The sequence below is a fragment of the Litorerythrobacter xanthomarinus genome (genome assembly GCF_046254955.1).
Lineage (GTDB): Bacteria > Pseudomonadota > Alphaproteobacteria > Sphingomonadales > Sphingomonadaceae > Qipengyuania_C.
This window is the reverse complement of sequence record NZ_JBJXRG010000001.1, coordinates 809,849-828,164: the sequence shown is the minus strand read 5'-3', so window position 1 is coordinate 828,164 and position 18,316 is coordinate 809,849. Positions and strand designations below refer to the sequence as shown.

Genomic DNA, 18,316 nt, shown 5'->3' with positions numbered 1-18,316 from the left:
ATTTCGCGATTGGCGTTGTTTGGCCTGAGCGTGGCATTGGCGTTCATTTCTCTCTTGGCGGCCTTGGGGTTGGCAGTCGGCCGCGTCGCTCCGGAAAGCGTTGCCGGGCTCTGGCCTGAAAACGGATTGACGATTGCAAGAGCCGCCAACATGCAATTGGCTGCGGGGATGTCCGTCGAGGCAGAAGGCTTGCCGACGGACGTCAGCGAGGAAACAATCAGGATTTCGCAGTCAGCGCTGCGGAGGGAGCCTCTGGCTGTCTCGGCGCTCCGAAACCTTGGTTACGGCGCCTCTGCCTCGGGCGATCCGATGCAGGCTGCACAAATCATGAAGATAGGCAGCAAGCTCTCGCGCAGGGAGGCGGGGATCAATATCTGGCTAATCGACCACTACGAGAAGCAAGGGAATTTGGGCCGGACGTTCAAACATTTTGATTACCTTTTGCGCACGAACTCCCGGGCTTCAGGGACGATGCTTCCCTTGATGGCGCAGGCGCTTCCTGCAACTGGCGCCGTCGAGGCTTTTGCTGAACTCTTGGCGAGCGGGCCGCCGTGGTCGGCCAACTTTTGGACTGCGGTGATCGAGAATGGCACTGTTGCGGTTCCGGCCGCGTCGCTGAGAAAGACCCTCTACTCCAAGGGCGTCGAACTGACGCCACACCATGACGAGTTTCTGTTGACGCAGTTGACGCGCCAGGGGGCACTCGATGAGGCTTGGACTTTGTACCAAGCCGCTTCCCAACCGCTCTCGTCTGTGAGGACAGGTGTTTTGTCAGACCCGTCGTTTGACCGAGAACCCCTGCTGGCCCCATTTGACTGGGAAATCATTCAGGCGGAGGAATTTGGTTCGAGACTGGATACCGAGAGGGGGCATCTGCACGTTAACTCATTGCCTGGCGGCGAAGGCGTGTTCCTTCAGCAGTTGCTTCGCCTTGAGGCCGGAGCATATCGGATATCCGTCGAGACTAAGAAGGACGGCGGTGCACTTGGTGAGCGTGCATTGGACGTGAGAATAGCTTGCGCCGAACTCGCCGGTGCCGCAACATTCGATGACAAGATTGGCTTGTTGCCGAACGGAGCAAGCGAGTTCGAGATATCTGGGCCGTGTCGGTTTTTCTGGTTTTCACTAGAACTTGACGCCAGCAAAGGGGCTAGCGGTTTAAACTTCCAGATAGACGAAGTCAGACTTGTAAAAGCATGAATAGAACCAACGATGCCGGACCATCTGGGTTACGTTCATTGCACCTTCTCTCTGCTGACGCGACAGTGAGGGATGCGGTGGCCGCGCTGGAGGCAGCATCACCCAAATTGATCGTAATTGTCGCCGGTGATGGGCGCCTGATCAGAACTGTCACGGACGGGGATATTCGTAGAGGGCTTCTTGCAGGAATTGAATTTCAGGATGGGGTGACGGAACTGCCTGGCCGTGATCCCGTGACAGTCAAGGAAAGCGACCCGTTAGAAGAGAGCCAGACCACACTGCTGGAGTCCAAGGTCGATACGTTGGTGGCCGTAAACGAGTCGGGCGAGCCAGTCGCGTTACACACAGCGTCAGATCTCGGGCAGGGCGTTCTACTTTCTCCCCCACATATGGGGCCGAACGAACGCCGATATGTCGATCGCGCGTTTGATGAAAACTGGATTGCTCCTGCAGGACCAAACCTAGCTGAATTCGAAAAGAAGCTTAGCGCCGTTACCTGTTGCGATGAAGTCCTGGCGGTTTCGTCGGGAACTGCGGCGCTACACCTTGCTCTACGCGTCTTAGGAGTCAGTGCGGGCGACAGGGTTTATGTTTCTGATCTAACCTTTGTCGCCTCGGTACAACCTATACTTTACCAGGGAGCCACACCCGTCTTGATCGACAGCGAGCCAGTCGGGTGGAACATCTCTCCCATTGCGATTCGCCGCAAACTGACGGAGGATGCAAAGGCGGGACAGTTGCCGAAGGCGATAATCGTTGTCCATATCTATGGCCAAAATGCGGACATCGAGCCCATCTTGGCGGCAGCTGATGAATATGGCGTGCCTGTGGTAGAAGATGCGGCAGAAAGCCTCGGGGCAAGCTATCACAATAGGGCGAGTGGCTCGCACGGTCGACTTTCGGCATATTCTTTCAATGGCAACAAGATAATTACGACCTCTGGCGGTGGCGCGCTAGCAACCGATAGCCCGGCTCTGATTGACCGGGCCCGCAAGCTCTCAACCCAAGGTCGTGATGATGCACTTCACTACCAGCATTCGGATGTTGCCTATAACTACCGCATGTCGAACGTGTTGGCTGGCATCGGAATCGGCCAGCTTGACAGCTTGCAGGATCGAGTGGCGGCAAGGCGCAAAGTCTTCGAGCGCTATCGCTCCGGCTTGGAGGCACAGCGCGGCATATCGTTTCAAGCAGACTTGCCCGGAGCCTCAGGTAATCGCTGGCTCACGGTGATCAGGCTCGATCCGCGCCATATCCACCTGCATCCTTATCAGCTAATGGCGAGATTGAAGGATGCTGGAATCGAAACGAGGCCAGGTTGGAAGCCAATGCATTTGCAGCCCTTGTGCGCAGGTTTCGAGTTCGTTCCACATGATGAGCAAAGGGTAATTTCGAGCACACTATTCTTGCAAACACTATGCCTGCCATCCGGCAGCTCCCTTGCGCAGGCCACTCAAAATAGGATCATCACGCAGATTCGAAAAGTTCTGGACGAGGGCTGATCTAGGTCATGTGTGGAATTTTCGGAGGATTTGCTTTCGGCAACCGCGGTCTTGGAGGAGATCTGGCCGCCGCCATGGGCGAGTCGCTAGATCATCGCGGACCGGATGCCCGCGGTCACATGGCGCGGGAGAATGTGGTAATTGGTAATCGACGTCTGGCGATCCTTGATCTCACGGGCGCGAGCAACCAACCTCTCTACTCGCATGATGAGCGCATCGTCGTCGTGCAGAACGGCGAGATTTACAATTTTATCGAGTTGCGTGCCGAACTCGAATCGGTTGGAGCGCGCTTCGCGACTTCCGGAGATACGGAAGTCATACTTCGCGCATACGAAACTTGGGGCGAAACATTTGTCACACGCCTGAATGGCATGTTCGCAATCGCGATATGGGATGAGAGAGAGGGCATACTCAGACTTTATCGGGATCGGATGGGGGTCAAGCCGCTATACTGGACCGGAAGCCGTGACCAAGGCAGGATTCTTTTTGGCTCGGAAATCAAGTCGCTAATTGCAGGCGGATTGGAGGCGAGGCCCAACTACGATGCTCTGGCTCAATTTTTTGCGCTGAACTACATACCTCAGCCCGACACGGCATTCGAAGGCGTCAGCCATCTTCCTCCCGGTCACTTGGCGCGCATCGGTCAATCGGGTATGGTTATCGAACCTTATTGGCGGCTCAGTGAGACGCAGGTGGTCGCTGACATGACGGAAGCGGAGGCCAAGTCCCAACTTCTTATGCTTCTCGACGATGCGACCCGGATCCGCATGAGATCGGATGCGGCATACGGAGCATTTTTGTCTGGGGGACTCGATTCCAGCGCCGTCGTAGGGTTCATGAGTCTCTACGCCAAGCAGAGCGTGCGGACATTTTCCATCGGCTTTGACGATCCGCGATTCGACGAAAGTCACTTTGCATCATTGGCGGCGCGACGATTCGGGACAATGCATTCATCTAAGATGATGGAGCCGGAGGCGACTGCACTGTGGCCAAAGATGATTTGGTTCTGCGACCAGCCACATGGGGATGTGTCATTCATGCCAATGCTGCAGGTCTCACAACTTGCTTCGCAAGATGTCAAAATGGTGCTTACGGGCGATGGCGGCGATGAATTGTTTGCCGGCTATGAAAAGTATCTAGATCTTTTCCCCAATGGTTCGATCGAGGGCCTCTCTGATGACTGGCCCTCGCAGTATGTGAAGCAGAGCGGCCTTCTGCAGGGTGACCAGCCAACGGAAATGCTTCGCGGTCCGTTGGCAGAGGCATTTCATGGCGATGATCCGTATCGCTCCCTAAGCTCGCGAATTGTTGAAGCCGAAGGGCAGGATCCCATCAACCGCGTCCTGCTGGCTGAAACCGAAACGCTGTTACCGGGGAATAATCTCGTCAAGCCTGATCGAATGGCGATGGCTCACTCGCTAGAAGTTCGATCGCCCTTCCTTGACTATAGGATGGCCGAATTTGCATTCCAGGTTCCAGGACATTTGAAGCTCAAGAATGGAGAGACAAAGTGGATCTACAAGCGCGCAGTTGAGCCGCTGCTTGGCCCTGAGCTGACATATCGCAAGAAGCAAATGTTCACCGTTCCCGTAGGAGAATGGTTCCGACAGTCACTAACCGGCTATTGCCGTGAAATCTTGTTTGATGGGCGCCTTGCAAGTCGAGGGATCGTCTCTATTGAACTAGTCGAGCGGATGCTGGCTGAGCATATCTCCGGAATTGCCAATCACACCAGACAGATCAGAGCCCTCATCTCTGTTGAACTTTGGTTCCGCCTATTTATCGACAACGATCTAAATCTGAGGGCAACGGCCCTCAAACAAAGGGAGCTGTGACCAGGATGGTCCCCAAGCCAAACGCCCTCAGCGAGAAGCTCGACATTGGCCAATATTTGCCTGGACTTAACGATCCAGAACGCAAGTACGGGCTGCCCTCCAATATCGAATTCTGCCGAAATTGCTGCATCTCCAACCAGCGACCGAATTCGACGGTGGAGTTCAGGCACACTCCAGATTCAAATAAGGAAACTATAAGGTTCCAAGATGGGATTTGCGATGCTTGCCGCACGGCGGAACGCAAGAGTCGAGAAATAGATTGGGAGAAGCGTGAGTTCGAATTGCGAGAACTTTGTGACAAGTTTCGCAGTCGAAATGGGTCCTATGATTGTCTGGTGCCTGGCTCAGGTGGGAAAGACAGCTTCTACCAATCTTGGATGCTTAAATACGAGTATGGGATGAATCCGCTGACCGTTACTTGGGCGCCAAATATTTACACCGAGTGGGGCCTGCACAACTTTCAAGCCTGGATACACTCGGGCATGGACAATTACCTCATGACGGCATCGGGACGTAGCAAGAGGTTACTTACGCGACTCGCGGTGGAGAACATATTCCATCCCTTTCAGCCATTTATCATCGGGCAGAAATGTTTTGCGCCGAAGATGGCCCTGATGTTCAATATTCCGCTCATATTTTATGGTGAGAACGAGGCTGAGTACGGCAATCCAATTGACGATAATGCCTCGGCACAACGATCTTATGATTATTTCGCCAGCCATGGTGATGACGAGATGTTCCTTGGTGGTGAGAGTGTGGCCAGCCTGAAGGAAAACTTCGGGATGACGCAGGCCGATCTAAGCCCTTATCTTCCGTCCGATCTTGAACCGCTGAAGGAAATGGGGGCGGAGGTTCATTATCTTGGATACTATCTTAAATGGCATCCGCAAGCCGCCTACTATTTCGCCGTAGACAATGGCGGCTTTCGAGCTTCGCCAGAGCGGACTGCTGGGACCTATTCAAAGTATAACTCAATCGACGACAAGATAGATGATTTCCATTATTACACAACCTACATAAAATTTGGCATTGGCCGCGCGACTTACGATGCAAGTCAGGAAGTTCGATCCGGAGACATCGAGCGTGAGGAGGCCGTTGCGCTAATAAATCGGTATGATGGCGAATTCCCTGAAAGGTGGGCGGAAGAAATCTTCCAGTACCTGTCAATAGACGAGAAAAGCTTTCCGCAGGCATCCAGGATGTTTGAGCATCCTGAAATGAACAGGAATTACTTCGAAGCGCTGGCCGATACGTTTCGCTCGCCTCATTTGTGGGAGTGCGACAACGGCAGTTGGCAGCTTCGCCGCAAGGTCGAGCTGCTGGACGCCTGACCATGAGAAATCTTCGCCTGATCGCGCGCCTCGATGTAAAAATGGATTGGCTGATTAAGGGCGTGCAAATGGAGGGTTGGCGCAAGGTTGGCGATCCTGCTGAGTTTGCTGCACGTTACGCTGAATTGGGTGCAGATGAGCTCCTCTTCATGGACGTCGTTGCAAGCTTGTATCAGCGAAATAGTTTGCACGACATAGTTCAGCGCGTGGCCGGTCAAGTGTTCGTTCCGATGACTGTAGGGGGAGGTATCAAATCCGCAGACGACGCCAAGCAATTGCTTGACCGTGGTGCGGACAAGGTTGCCATCAACACTGCCGCTACGGAGAACCCAACAATATTGACCGAAATATCAGACCGCTACGGTGCACAGGCCACCGTTCTATCAATAGAGGCTATGGAGCAGTCGCCCAGAAACTGGACCGCTATGACTGACAATGGACGCAATCATACAGGACGAGACGTTGTGGCGTGGGCAAAGGAGGGGGAAGAGCGTGGAGCAGGTGAGATAATTCTCACTTCGATTGGTGTGGAGGGGCTTGGCAAGGGTTTCGATATCGAGCTGGTTCAACAAGTAGTCGACGCAGTGAGGATTCCTGTGGTTGCTGCAGGCGGGCTGGGGGGACCTGAACATATTCTGGAATTGGTCGATCAAACTGACGCATCTGCGGCAGCAACCGCACAAGCACTCCACTGGGGGAAGACTGAATTTGACGCGCTCCGCGCGGCAAGCGCAGAATCGGGATGTTATGTCCGGCCCCTCGCCGCATGACTAGCCATCTTAGGCTTTTGATGATTGTAGACGATCCGCAGATTGCGCGGTTCGTTTCCGTACGCGGCGTTGATACGCTGTTTGTGGACCTCGAACAGCACGGCAAGTTGGAACGCCAAGGTCATGTTGCAAGCTGGAAAAGCTCCCACACCATGGAGGACGTCACGGCCGTTCGCGAGGCTGCGCCAGATTGCGACCTTCTGGTCAGGATCAATCCGATCCACGATAGTAGCAAACTCGAGATCAACGAAGTGATCTCGCGCGGCGCGAACAAGATCATGCTTCCCATGTTCAGGGAGTTTGATGAAGTAGCCCAATTCCTAGATTTGATCGCCGATCGAGCGACAGCGGTGCCACTCTTCGAGACATCGGCCTCGCTGCTTCTGGCTGACAGGATTGCAAGGGAAACGAGCGTACGATTGGCGCATTTCGGAATGAATGATCTTCATCTTGAGTTGGGTAGTACCTTTATGTTCGAACCCCTCTGTGACGGCATACTTGAGCAGCCATGTTCAGCCCTCAGGAGCAAGGGAGTATCTTTCGGAATCGGCGGGTTGGCCCGTGCGCGAGAGGGTATTGTGAGCCCCGATTACCTGTTGGGCGAGCATGTCCGGCTAGGCTCGAATGGCGCCATATTGTCTCGTACGTTTCATCGGGGTGCGCAAACTCTCGATGAACTCAAAAGGGCCGTAGATTTCGAGGCTGAGGTGGAGCGGCTCCGCGAAATATTCAGACAATTCACCCAAGCCGACAGACCAGCACTTGAAGCTAATCGATTGCAAACCTGCGATCGCATTCGAGATGTTGCTAACCTCATAGCGCGAGAGAAAGGGATGGCGTCCGAAGGCCGACGATGAGCGATACACCTCACTTTAGCCTTGGCGACAGGAGGGTCTCTTCCGCCGATCCTTGCTACGTAATCGCTGAGATCGGCGTAAACCATGATGGCGATTTTTCGAAAGCTTGCGCGCTCGTCGATGTCGCCGTGTCAGCCGGTGCGGATGCAGTAAAGTTCCAGACGTTCCGCACATCTTCGCTGGTGACTCGTGATGCACCAAAGGCTGCCTATCAGCTGGAGCAAACGGGCAAGGGTACACAAGACGAGATGCTCGCAAGGCTCGAATTTGACCATGGCACCTTCATCCGGCTGCGCGAATATTGTGGTCAAAAGGGAATCGATTTCATTTCCACGGCGTTCGATGAGGCGAGTCTAGAGGAGGTAATCTCGCTCGCGCCCAAGTGCCTGAAATGGCCGTCTGGTGAGATCACCAATCTGCCATTGCTTGCTGCGGCAGCGAAGGCAGGTCTTCCAATCATCTTATCGACCGGGATGGCTGATCTCGATGAGATCGAAAGCGCAATCTTGACTGTTGCTGAGGCAGGCGATCCTCCGCTTGCAATCCTGCAATGTGTAAGCGACTATCCCGCCCTGACGGAGGTACAGAACCTGCGAACAATACCGAAGATGGCGGAAAAGTTTGGCAAAGTGACAGGATTCTCTGATCACACAGAGGGCCCATGGGCCGCAATTGCCGCGCGTGCTCTAGGTATGGCGATTCTCGAGAAGCACATAACTCTGGATCGCAGCTCAACTGGACCGGACCACGCAGCCTCGATGGAGCCGGCCGCATTTAGTGAGTTAGTCGCCGCGTTGCGCGCGGTGGAGGTGGGGCTTGGAGATGGGCACAAACGGCCAGTGGCTTCGGAGCTCGAAACGCGCAGGGCGGCTCGCAAGAGTATTGTTTTTTCACGAGCGCTTGATGAGGGCCATATCCTGGCCCCCGCCGATCTGTCGTTCAAACGGCCTGGCACTGGCATTAGTCCCGCTGATTGGAGCAGTTTCGTTGGCAGGAAGTTAGTGATCAGCGTAGAACCTGACCAGCAGTTGGCGAGAAGTGATGTTGAATAGCTCTGTATTGCCGCTGTGTTGCTTTGGTGCGGGCGGACATGGAAAAGTTGTTGCGAGCCAATGGCATCGAAGGCTGGGAGGGGATGTCTTTTTTGCGGATCAGCATATCCCCCTTGGCACCAAAGTGCTCAACTTCAGTGTCGCCCATCAATCGATCGACACATTGGACGACTGCCAACTGATTATCACTATCGGCGACAACGCGAGGCGTGCAACTCTGTACCGGCAGGCAAGTTCAAGGGGTGTCGCCCATGCCACATTTATTGCCGATGTGGAGAATTGCTATGCTGCGACGATTGGGGGAGGCACCATGATTCTTGCTGGAGGAATAATCGGTTGCGATACAGCCATCGGTCAAGGAGTGGTGGTGAACAATGGCGCCATAGTCGAGCATGATTGCTCAATTGGGGATTTCAGCCACTTGTCGCCTAACTCTACAGTACTGGGGAATTGTCGGATCGGCGCTGCATGCTGGATAGGTGCAGGCGCCACGGTGTTGCCGGGGATTGAAATTGCAGATGGAACGATCGTAGGAGCGGGCGCGGTGGTCACCAAAGACATCCCCGAGTCTGGAACCTATGTGGGTGCACCGGCGCGACCTCTTGCGAGCTTGCAAGCCTAATTAGGAGCCTAAACGTGGATTCGAACACCTGCGTTGTCGTTGACTATGGTCTCGGCAATGTCTTTTCCGTGATGCGAGCCATCGAGAAGATTGGCGCCAAAGCTACGCTCACGGCAGATCCCGGTAAGATCGCAAAAGCCGATCGCGTTATACTGCCAGGAGTGGGGGCCTTCGGGAGGGCTGCCGACAGGCTTCGTGAACGAGGTCTTGAGGAACCGATTTTAGAATTCACAAGAACCGGCCGTCCATTCTTAGGCATCTGTGTAGGGATGCAACTATTGATGGAGATCGGAACCGAATTTGGAGAGCATCGTGGTTTTGGATTGATTGGGGGCGGAGTGCATCGCATGGAGCTCGCCGAAGAAGATGGAAGCCGTTTGAGAATACCGTTGATTGGTTGGCATCCGATACATCCGCCCGAAGGTGCTCCTCGCTCCAGCTGGAAGGGTACGCTGCTTGAAAGCTTCGAGGCTGAGAATGCCTTCTATTTTGTCCACTCCTTTGCCGCCAATCTTACCGAAGGAAGCGATGCCCTAGCAGTTGCGCGGCATGGCGAGAATGAGGTCATCGCGGCTGTTTGTCGTGATAACGTCACGGGAGTTCAGTTTCATCCAGAGCGGAGTTCAAACCAGGGCCTTAGATTTCTGAAGCGGTTCATTGAGCAGTGAAGTCTAAGTATGCCATCTAAATTGCAATCGATGGCCACGCGGCTAACTGTACTTCGAGTATCTCTGACATGACTGGCCAGCCTTTCCTTTGCTCATATGGCGGCGGTCACGCCAATATCATTGTGCCAGTTGCAAAGGAGTTGGCTAGACGAGGTAGGCATCCCTCGCTGCTTGGCTTTACTACCGCAGTCGAAGTGTTTCGGCGGGCGGGCCTGGATCCGCTTGATGCCAGCTCCCTGATTGAAGAGCAGTCCGACCAAGAGTACCTAGAGGCACTTGAGCCCTTTGTGCCAGCCTCTGGCCACCCAGACATCACCGACGCCCAAACCCAAGCTTATTTCTTGGCTGGGTTTCGCGACTTGGCAGAGCGGCTGGGCATCGAATGCGCAATTCAGGCGGTTGAAGCAAAGGGCAGGCTGGCGTTCGAACCTGTCCTTACTTTTCGTCGCTACTTTGAAAAGGCCAAGCCGTCTGCTGTCGTAACCACTACAAGTCCGCGTTTCGAGCTGGCTGCCATCAAGGCCGCCCGCTCGCTCGGCATTCCAAGCATAGCAATTGGCGACATGTTTCTGATCCAGGAGCGCGAATGGATTTGCGGAAACGGCTATGCCGATCACCTCGTTGTGATCAGCGATGGCGTGGGTGATATGCTGCGAGAATACGGACTTGGCCAAGCTACGAAGATTCATGTGCTTGGCAATCCCGCCTTCGATAGCCTTGCCGAATCAACCTTGGATACGCTGAAAGAAAATGAACTGCGCACCAACCTTGGGTGGCAAGATAACACCGTTGTTCTTTGGGCGCTCGGCGGATCTGACGGCTCGACAATTGGCCGTAGACTGATTGGCGCGCAGGAAGCGGGGGAAATGCTCGACTCGATCTGCCGACGCCATCCTCGCTTGCGCTTTATTTTGCGACCGCATCCGAATTTCCCGATCCCTGATCTGAATTTTGAGCATGGAGTTGTAGACGGCGAGATGAAGTTGGAGGACGCGATGAACCTAGTTGATGTAGTCTGTGCCGAAGTCTCGACTGTGGGTTTCCAGGCATCGCTTCGGGGCATTCCCACCATTTGCTATAAATATGCTGACTACGTTCTGTATCCCGAGTTTGGATGGGCCAGCGCAGCCGACAATCCCGCAGAACTAGAGAAACTGCTGCTCAATGGGGGGATTGCCACCTCACCCGAAAGCGCGCGCGGTATGATCGGTAAAGCAACCGGCGCCGTAGTGGACCTAATAGAGGACATCGTCGCATAGGTCTGGAGCGGTGCTGATAGTGGATGAAGCAGTCGGCTCTAGGACCAGACCGCTGGCCGCCCGATCCGACCTTTCTGGATTTCGCATGCATCCGCCACCACATCCAATTTGTGGCATCGAGCGGATTGGCATCTGCCCCATTCAGCCCTATGGGCAACACGGCGCGCATGTCTTCAAGAGCCGACAGCCAAAAGTTCAAACTCCGGGACGCAAAAGTTGAAAATTCTGACAGTTCGTTCGACCTTGCCAGATATGGGGCCGGGTACTCAGCCCCTCGTTATTGCGCGCAATATGAGGGAGCGTGGATACGAAACCGTTTTCGCGACTGCCGGCGGAGTTTATGTCGATACAGTTCGCGATGCCGGTTTCCCCGTGGCCATCATCGAAGAGCTTGCACCGGACAAGCACAATCCCGTTGCCGTTATGCGTGCGATCTCCAAGCTCCGTGACCTCATCCGACGCGAGACGCCACAGGTCGTTCACGGACACAACGCTGCAGCAACCACTCTCGCATGGATTGCTGGCCGCACCCTTGGCCTCGATATCCCATGCGTCACCAGCGTGCGTGGTGTAGAAGAGCGGGAAAGTCACCAGTGGCGGAACGGTATTTGGAAACGGGTTCCAGGCAAGCTGATCGGTGTCTGTGAGAAGACACGGGAACGGCTGCTCGGCTTCGGGTGTCCGCCAGAGAAGATCGTCGTAACTTATAATGGCATTGATCTCGACAGGTTTGAGCTGAAGCGCGCGGCGGGGGCCGAAGCTCGTCGCGAGCTTAACCTGGAGGGACGCTTGGTCGTCGGAACCACGGGTGCAATGACCGGCCCAGCCGATGATCTCGGCGGTCCAGGCAAGGGCCAGCACCTCCTTGTGAGGGCCGCAGCAAATTTGCGAGATGAGTTTCCCGAACTGTCGGTCTTGCTGGTTGGGGACGGACCGGCGCGGGGACATGTTGAAACCACGGTCGCGCGATTGGGAATGGAGGACCGGGTTGTTTTCGCCGGTCGGAGATTTGACGTGCCGAGAATGCTTGCGGCAATGGATATCTATTGCCTCGCGTCGATATACGGAGAGTTCTTTCCAAACTCGATCATCGAGGCGATGAGTATGAACCTTCCGTGGATTGGTTCGGATATTGCGGGATTATCCGAGTTGACTGCCGATGGAGATGCAGGCTGGGTCAGTCAGCCGGGCAATGTTGATGCCTTAACCGCAAATCTTCGCAAGCTTGCGGCCAACGCCGATTTGCGCAGCTCCATGGGTGCACGCGGGCGTCTCGAAGTTGAAGAGCGCTTCACCATCGATAAGGTCAATGATCGTATCGAATCGGCATATCGCTTGGCCGGCTTCTCGGGCTAGGGCTGTCGCATGTGTGGAATTTGCGGCTGCATTGTAAAGGGTGATAATCTGCCTTCTGAGAGGGCGCGCTCTGCCACCTTGGCAATGCGAGAGGCATTGGGCCACCGCGGCCCCAATGGCGTCGGGCTATTCGAGAGCGGCAGTCTCTACTTAGGACACACCAGATTGTCGGTGATCGATCCGGAGCATGCAGCGCAGCCAATGACTGCGGCAGACGGGCGACTTGCTCTTAGTTACAACGGTGAAATCTATAATTTCCGCGAACTAATGGTTGCCGAACGCCATCAGGGCTGGGACTTCGTGACGCGTAGCGATACAGAAGTGCTGCTGGCGTCCTTTGCGCGCCAAGGTGTCGATTGCGACGCCAACTTGAACGGTATGTATGCTTTTGCCGCGTACGATGGACGGCAGGACCGCAACCTTCTATTCCTTGCCAGCGACCCCGTGGGGATAAAGCCGCTTTTTTTGTTCGATGGCCCTGATTGTGTGCTGTTCGCCTCTGAGTTACGAGCAATCCTCGACGCCTTCACCTGCTTGGGCATCGACGCAGTTATGGATTCTGACGGCGTTGAGAGCTATCTCGCCAATGGATATGTTGCGCCGCCGCACACGCTGGTGCGGGGTGTCCGGCGATTTGGGCCTGGGGAACGGGCCGCCGTCAATACTGCAACTGGCCACATCAATATCCTTGAGCGCCGACGACGTCCTGTAGTCGAGGTTCGACAGCGGAGCGAGGCCGAGCTTGTAGGGGAATTGCGCCACACTTTGTCGCAAGCTGTTGAGCGACAGCTTGTCGCCGATGTACCGCTAGGAATTTTCCTCTCGGGAGGTGTGGATTCCAGTCTGATTCTTGCGGCCGCAGCAGATCATGGAACCTTGCCCGATTGCTACACGATTGCCTTCAAGGGCGAGGGAACAATTGAGCGGTTAGCCGATGAAAGTGCCGTTGCACGCGAGGTGGCCGGACATTTTGGCGCCCCTATTCACGAAATCGAGTTCACGTCATTTTATTTGGCGGATCAACTTGAGCCGACCTTGAAGGCGATGGATCAGCCGCTCGCTGATCCTGCATGTCTACCGCTATATGCTCTCGCTAGTGTGGCGAAGGATGGGATCACTGTGGCGATGTCTGGCGATGGCGGTGACGAGCTTTTCGCTGGCTATTTGCGGCATCGGATGGCGTTGCCGAAGAATCGCTGGCATTCCATCCCTAGACCGATCAGGCAAGCAGCAAGTGGAATGATGGATCGGTTCCCGGAATCGATGGGTGGGCCGATTTCTGACAAGCTGCGCCGGGCAAAGATCGCGTTCGACCACCTTGACGATCCTGCCTATGTTCGCGGCCCCTTGGCAGACGGGCGAGCAGTGGATGTCGCCAATCTTGATGTCGCGCCCGACGCGTTTTCTCTCATGAATGCCGATATCGACGGGCAGCTTGCAGGCCAGATGCTCATGAAGACAGACAATATGACAATGGCGCATAGCCTTGAATGCCGAGTGCCAATGCTTGATCTGGAGATGATCGAACTGGCATCTTCAGTGCCGCTCACGGAAAAGCAGAATTGGCGTAAGGGGAAGCTGCCGCTGCGTGCATTGTTGTCCCAGTACCTACCGCCGGCTATCTCTGAGCGACCGAAGCATGGTTTTCGCGTGCCACTTACTTCATGGTTTCGATCAGACCTGCGCGATCTGGTAGAAAACCGGCTCGACCAACTCGATGAACGCATCGAGGAAGCGTATGGCTTTGGGCGCGTTCGCGGGATGATGGAGGCGCACTTTGAGGGGCGTTCCGATAAATCGAACGAACTTTGGGCATTGCTTGCGCTACAAACTTGGGTGGCCACTCACCTTGGCGGCTAAGGTTTTGCAATGATGTGTTCTCAAAGCTCTTCTCACGCTGCTAGCCGCGATGACTTCGTAGTCGTGACAGGTATGCATCGTTCTCACACCTCCCTGCTTGGTCGCATGCTTGCCGCTTCCGGGATAAAATTTCACCATGCGATGGTCGGGGAGCACCGTTCTAACCCATATGGACATTATGAGGATATCGAGTTCATGCAGTTGCAAGAGGATGCACTGCGATCAGTCGGAGCTCGTTGGTATCGCAACATAGATTCTGTCCGTACGTTCGACCATTCGGATCGAGACCGCGCTTCTGACCTGGTCTTGGAACGCACAGAGGAACTTGGTCCGGGTTGGGCGTTTAAGGTGCCCCACAGCAGTTTATTTCTGGAAGAATGGGCATCGTTCAAGAATAGCCGTTTTTTGCTAATTTTCCGCGAGCCTGCGCCCGTTCTCAGTTCCATGTACCGTCGAATGGGCTGGCAGTTCTACGCTCGACCCGACGCCATTGTGGCAATGGCAAGAGCCTATGCAATCTATAATGAGCGCCTTGCGGAACATAAGCGCAGATATCCTGACAGAACCTTTCTGATCGATAGTCGCGACATGTTGGCAGACCCTCATAAGGTGCTCTCGGCGGCTAATGTTAAACTGGATATGAAGCTCAGTCTTGACTGGCAGCCAGGCGACTTGGTCGACCAAGATATCGTAAGCGCGAATTCACAGCCTTTGGAAGCATGGGCAACAAGGCGATTGGCGCGATTGCCCCGGGTTAAAGAAGCATACCGATCAGTGCAGCTTCTGGCGGATACGGGAGATCGTTTGGTGGAGGTCGATGTTGGCCGAGCAAGCTGATCACCTCGGCTTCCTATACTCCGGCGCCGCCCAATCCTTTGCCATCCGGGTCGGGGGCATGGTCCTAGTTTTCGCAAGCCATATCCTCTTGGCGCGCTCATTGAGCGCAGAAGAGTACGGCTTCCTAGCATACTCTTTTGAACTAATTGGTCTGGTTGCGGTTCTGGCCGGACTTGGAATGGCAAACGTTGCAGTTCAGGTAGTCCCTGATTACCGGATAAATCGCGACGGAGTTGCTCTCCGCCGCTTCCTAAGAATGGGAATCGCAATCTCCGTGGGCGGGGTCGCCATTGCGGCGGTAGTACTGGGCGTATACTGGCGCGCCGATTTTGTACCTGACGACTATCCTGCCTCGTTGCTCATCGCCACTATATTCTCGCTCGCCGCCATGGTGCTTTTGCGCTTTGTGCAGGAGATCATGCGCGGCTTGCGGCGCATAGCGAGCGCGCAGGTCGTTGAGCAGCTTGCTTGGCCGACTGTACTGACGATCCTGGCCCTCCTGCAATTCATGGCGCTGGCTCGATTCTCAGTACCAGAGATTTTGATCTTTCAAGCACTCTTGCTCACGGCAGGCTTCGGCTTACTGGCGTCCCACGCCATTCGAAGCTTGCCAGTTAGCGATCTGGAAGTGCGTCCAGCAAAAGAAGCTTGGCGTGACGTGTTGGCGGTTGGCCTCCCTCTTGCCGGATCGGCCTCGCTGACGGTATTCTTGAACCGGGGTGACGTGATTGCCTTGGGTGCATTGGCAACTCCGCAACAATTGGGATACTACGCAGCGGCAGCGCGGGTGGCTGGCTTGGCCCTTTTCGGATTGGCGGCCGCGAATGCAGCGTCTGCTCCCCTGATGCGTGAATTCTGGACTAGCCAGAGCCGCGCTGAGCTTCAATCGATCGTGGGGCGTACAGCTGCGATTGCGACCTGGTTTAGTTTGCCCCTTGTGCTCATTTGCGTCCTTGTTCCCCGTGAAGTTTTGTCCGTTTTCGGCGATGATTTCTTGGAAGCTGCTCCTGCATTGCGGGTTTTGGCGGCAGGACAGTTCATCAATGCCCTTACCGGGCCCGTAGGGCCGATGCTGGTGGCGGCTTCGAGAGGGCGGATTTATCTGGCGTTTACGGCTTTGGCGGCCATCCTAATGATTGCCATGTTGTTGGTGTTGGTGCCGATTTTCGGGCTCTTGGGCGCCGCACTCTCGGCGGCTGGTTCGATCGCCTTGCTCAATGCCATGCTTGCCGCCTATGCGTGGAAAATGCTGGGAGTTCGTACCATCGCCCTTCCCTCGGACCTCGCTGCGACAGGGCGCGAGGTGACCGTCCTGATTTCTTCGCTGATACGCAGGTTGGCCGGCAAGAAGGACGCGGGATGATTGACCTCGCGCTTATTCCGGCACGGGGCGGATCAAAGGGGCTCCCCCGCAAGAACGTCTTGCCTTTGGGCGGCGTGCCCCTGATCGGCTGGACGATCAGGGCGGCACTAGCATCCGGGATTTGTCGTCGAGTGGTAGTTTCAACCGACGACAAAGAGATCGCCGGGGTGGCGCGGTCACTTGGTGCATCGGTTCCTTTCATGCGGCCGCCAGAGCTGTCCGGGGATCTTGCGTCGAGCGATGCCGTTCTGCTCCACGCTCTTGACGTTTTGGAAGTGCAAGGGGCGGTCGCACTGCTTCAACCAACATCCCCATTTCGCAATGCCCGACATCTTGCGAAATGCTCTCGCCACTTATCACGAGGGGATATCTCCGGCATCATCTCGGTTACAGAAGGAAAACCGCTAGCCTGGGCCAATGTTATGGTTGAGGAGAGACTTTTCCCGGCATTGGCAGACAAGGAATTGGTACCAAGACGCCAGGATCATAAGGTGATCTACTATCCCAATGGGGCGATATTTTGTGCGACCACCGAGCAAATTAAAGCGGCCGGGGGTGTGGTCCGTGAAAACGTGATTGGCTATCCAATGAGTTCGATCGACAGTCTTGATATCGATAACCAAGACGATTTCTGTTTGGCCGCGGCGATTGCGGATGCCAAAATTCGACAGATCGACGGATGAGGATCCACTACGTCAGTGGCAGCCGTGCCGATTTCGGGCTGATGAGACGCTCCCTGCAAGCCATAAGGGACGCAGATGGCCTGTCCTTGCAACTGATTCTTACTGGGCAGGCGTTGCTGGAACGCTATGGCAGCGTCGAGAGCGAGACCACTGCTGCGGGATTGGAGATAGCCTGCCGCGTTCCGGTTCAGCTCGAAGGCGGTGATCGCAGCGAGATGGCCAAGGCCTTTGCTGTCGAGGTGGCCGGAATATCGGAGTTCTGGACTCGAAGCCCTCCAGACCTCGCGCTCGTTCTTGGCGATCGCGGTGAGATGCTGGCGGCTACCGTTTCTGCCTTCAATTTGGCCATTCCAGTTGCCCATATTCATGGAGGTGAGCGATCCGGCAGCATCGATGATGGTTTCAGGCATTCTATCAGCAAATTGGCGACATACCATTTGGTCGCAAATGCTGACTCCCTGCAGCGACTGCTCAATATGGGCGAAGAGCGAGAACGCATAGTACAAGTCGGCGCGCCTGGTCTGGTCGGCCTTACAGACGGTTTGGAACCCGATCGCAATTGGCTTTCGAGTCATTTCGGTATTGATGCTGATCGCCCCGTAGCTCTGGTGCTCTTCCACCCGGTCGTCACAGAAGGTGACGTCGGCGCGCAGTTCGAGGCAGTTCTGTCAGCTGCAGCTGCTGCCGGTTACCAATCGATACTACTTCGACCCAACTCCGATAGTGGCGCCGCCCAGATAGACGAGGTGATCGACTGTCATGCAGCGAAAGGAGCCCTGCGGGCATTGGCTCACCTTGACAGGGCCTCTTTTGTTAAGGCCGTTGCATCATGTGACGTGATGCTCGGAAATTCCTCGGCTGGGATCATTGAATCCGCCAGTCTCGGGACACCATGCGTTAACGTTGGCACGCGGCAAGATGGCCGACTGCGCAATGAAAACATAGTGGACTGTGTCGAAGTCGAGACGGAAAACATCGTCGCGGCGCTAATCTCCGCCTCCAGGCTGGAAGGCCCGTTCGGCAACGTATATGGAGATGGTGGTGCGGATGAAAAGATTGTCGCCGCACTTCGCAAGTTTGCAGCCAATCCCGCCCCTTTGCAGAAACGTTTGACGTACTGA

16 protein-coding genes are annotated in these 18,316 nt (G+C 55.3%); all 16 read left to right on the top strand.

The window, feature by feature from the left end; genetic code table 11:
- The first annotated feature begins 30 nt into the window (after nucleotides 1-30).
- The 16 genes from ACEWMW_RS04285 (at nucleotide 31) to neuC (ending at nucleotide 18,316) form a co-directional block, all read left to right on the top strand.
- Nucleotides 31-1,200 (top strand): hypothetical protein, encoded by a 1,170-nt coding sequence (locus ACEWMW_RS04285; protein WP_409412653.1) that lies wholly within the window; start codon nucleotides 31-33, stop codon nucleotides 1,198-1,200.
- Nucleotides 1,197-2,702, top strand: a complete 1,506-nt coding sequence (locus ACEWMW_RS04280) for a DegT/DnrJ/EryC1/StrS family aminotransferase (protein WP_409412652.1) — start codon at nucleotides 1,197-1,199, stop codon at nucleotides 2,700-2,702. Before ACEWMW_RS04285 ends, ACEWMW_RS04280 begins: the two co-directional genes overlap by 4 nt.
- A gap of 8 nt (nucleotides 2,703-2,710) precedes the next feature.
- Nucleotides 2,711-4,537 carry an asparagine synthase (glutamine-hydrolyzing) gene (asnB, locus tag ACEWMW_RS04275; RefSeq protein WP_409412651.1) on the top strand — a complete coding sequence of 609 codons (1,827 nt, stop codon included), beginning with the start codon at nucleotides 2,711-2,713 and terminating at the stop codon, nucleotides 4,535-4,537.
- A 5-nt stretch (nucleotides 4,538-4,542) separates the two neighbouring features.
- Nucleotides 4,543-5,868 (top strand): N-acetyl sugar amidotransferase, encoded by a 1,326-nt coding sequence (locus ACEWMW_RS04270; protein ID WP_409412650.1) that lies wholly within the window; start codon nucleotides 4,543-4,545, stop codon nucleotides 5,866-5,868.
- A gap of 2 nt (nucleotides 5,869-5,870) precedes the next feature.
- Nucleotides 5,871-6,638: an imidazole glycerol phosphate synthase subunit HisF gene (hisF, locus tag ACEWMW_RS04265; protein WP_409412649.1), complete on the top strand. Its 768-nt coding sequence runs from the start codon at nucleotides 5,871-5,873 to the stop codon at nucleotides 6,636-6,638.
- Between the two features lie 20 nt (nucleotides 6,639-6,658).
- Nucleotides 6,659-7,495, top strand: coding sequence for an aldolase/citrate lyase family protein (locus ACEWMW_RS04260; protein ID WP_409412648.1), 837 nt, complete (start codon nucleotides 6,659-6,661; stop codon nucleotides 7,493-7,495).
- The gene (locus ACEWMW_RS04255; RefSeq protein ID WP_409412647.1) at nucleotides 7,492-8,547 is read left to right on the top strand and encodes an N-acetylneuraminate synthase family protein; all 1,056 of its coding nucleotides are present in this window, start codon (nucleotides 7,492-7,494) and stop codon (nucleotides 8,545-8,547) included. The genes ACEWMW_RS04260 and ACEWMW_RS04255 overlap by 4 nt, the downstream gene beginning before the upstream one ends.
- Nucleotides 8,537-9,169, top strand: coding sequence for a NeuD/PglB/VioB family sugar acetyltransferase (locus tag ACEWMW_RS04250; protein ID WP_409412646.1), 633 nt, complete (start codon nucleotides 8,537-8,539; stop codon nucleotides 9,167-9,169). The genes ACEWMW_RS04255 and ACEWMW_RS04250 overlap by 11 nt, the downstream gene beginning before the upstream one ends.
- A gap of 14 nt (nucleotides 9,170-9,183) precedes the next feature.
- The gene (gene hisH / locus ACEWMW_RS04245; RefSeq protein WP_409412645.1) at nucleotides 9,184-9,837 is read left to right on the top strand and encodes an imidazole glycerol phosphate synthase subunit HisH; all 654 of its coding nucleotides are present in this window, start codon (nucleotides 9,184-9,186) and stop codon (nucleotides 9,835-9,837) included.
- Nucleotides 9,838-9,905: 68 nt separating this feature from the next.
- Nucleotides 9,906-11,096, top strand: coding sequence for a glycosyltransferase family protein (locus tag ACEWMW_RS04240; protein WP_409412644.1), 1,191 nt, complete (start codon nucleotides 9,906-9,908; stop codon nucleotides 11,094-11,096).
- Between the two features lie 252 nt (nucleotides 11,097-11,348).
- The gene (locus ACEWMW_RS04235; protein ID WP_409412643.1) at nucleotides 11,349-12,452 is read left to right on the top strand and encodes a glycosyltransferase; all 1,104 of its coding nucleotides are present in this window, start codon (nucleotides 11,349-11,351) and stop codon (nucleotides 12,450-12,452) included.
- A 9-nt stretch (nucleotides 12,453-12,461) separates the two neighbouring features.
- Nucleotides 12,462-14,312, top strand: coding sequence for an asparagine synthase (glutamine-hydrolyzing) (asnB, locus tag ACEWMW_RS04230; protein WP_409412642.1), 1,851 nt, complete (start codon nucleotides 12,462-12,464; stop codon nucleotides 14,310-14,312).
- Between the two features lie 9 nt (nucleotides 14,313-14,321).
- Nucleotides 14,322-15,149: a sulfotransferase gene (locus tag ACEWMW_RS04225; RefSeq protein WP_409412641.1), complete on the top strand. Its 828-nt coding sequence runs from the start codon at nucleotides 14,322-14,324 to the stop codon at nucleotides 15,147-15,149.
- Nucleotides 15,150-15,207: 58 nt separating this feature from the next.
- A complete protein-coding gene (locus ACEWMW_RS04220; RefSeq protein WP_409412640.1) occupies nucleotides 15,208-16,512 on the top strand; it encodes an oligosaccharide flippase family protein in 1,305 nt (434 codons plus the stop codon).
- On the top strand, nucleotides 16,509-17,195 hold the full coding sequence (locus tag ACEWMW_RS04215) for an acylneuraminate cytidylyltransferase family protein (RefSeq protein WP_409412639.1): 687 nt from the start codon (nucleotides 16,509-16,511) through the stop codon (nucleotides 17,193-17,195). The genes ACEWMW_RS04220 and ACEWMW_RS04215 overlap by 4 nt, the downstream gene beginning before the upstream one ends.
- On the top strand, nucleotides 17,192-18,316 hold the full coding sequence (gene neuC, locus ACEWMW_RS04210) for a UDP-N-acetylglucosamine 2-epimerase (protein WP_409412638.1): 1,125 nt from the start codon (nucleotides 17,192-17,194) through the stop codon (nucleotides 18,314-18,316). Before ACEWMW_RS04215 ends, neuC begins: the two co-directional genes overlap by 4 nt.

Excerpts from the sequence above, each read along its gene's own strand:
- ACEWMW_RS04280 (WP_409412652.1), top strand. The coding sequence starts at position 1,197 with ATGAATAGAACCAACGATGCCGGACCATCTGGGTTACGTTCATTGCAC.
- asnB (WP_409412651.1), top strand. The coding sequence starts at position 2,711 with ATGTGTGGAATTTTCGGAGGATTTGCTTTCGGCAACCGCGGTCTTGGA.
- ACEWMW_RS04270 (WP_409412650.1), top strand. The coding sequence starts at position 4,543 with ATGGTCCCCAAGCCAAACGCCCTCAGCGAGAAGCTCGACATTGGCCAA.
- hisF (WP_409412649.1), top strand. The coding sequence starts at position 5,871 with ATGAGAAATCTTCGCCTGATCGCGCGCCTCGATGTAAAAATGGATTGG.
- ACEWMW_RS04260 (WP_409412648.1), top strand. The coding sequence starts at position 6,659 with ATGATTGTAGACGATCCGCAGATTGCGCGGTTCGTTTCCGTACGCGGC.
- ACEWMW_RS04255 (WP_409412647.1), top strand. The coding sequence starts at position 7,492 with ATGAGCGATACACCTCACTTTAGCCTTGGCGACAGGAGGGTCTCTTCC.
- ACEWMW_RS04250 (WP_409412646.1), top strand. The coding sequence starts at position 8,537 with ATGTTGAATAGCTCTGTATTGCCGCTGTGTTGCTTTGGTGCGGGCGGA.
- ACEWMW_RS04240 (WP_409412644.1), top strand. The coding sequence starts at position 9,906 with ATGACTGGCCAGCCTTTCCTTTGCTCATATGGCGGCGGTCACGCCAAT.
- ACEWMW_RS04235 (WP_409412643.1), top strand. The coding sequence starts at position 11,349 with ATGGGGCCGGGTACTCAGCCCCTCGTTATTGCGCGCAATATGAGGGAG.
- asnB (WP_409412642.1), top strand. The coding sequence starts at position 12,462 with ATGTGTGGAATTTGCGGCTGCATTGTAAAGGGTGATAATCTGCCTTCT.
- ACEWMW_RS04225 (WP_409412641.1), top strand. The coding sequence starts at position 14,322 with ATGATGTGTTCTCAAAGCTCTTCTCACGCTGCTAGCCGCGATGACTTC.
- ACEWMW_RS04220 (WP_409412640.1), top strand. The coding sequence starts at position 15,208 with ATGGTCCTAGTTTTCGCAAGCCATATCCTCTTGGCGCGCTCATTGAGC.
- ACEWMW_RS04215 (WP_409412639.1), top strand. The coding sequence starts at position 16,509 with ATGATTGACCTCGCGCTTATTCCGGCACGGGGCGGATCAAAGGGGCTC.
- neuC (WP_409412638.1), top strand. The coding sequence starts at position 17,192 with ATGAGGATCCACTACGTCAGTGGCAGCCGTGCCGATTTCGGGCTGATG.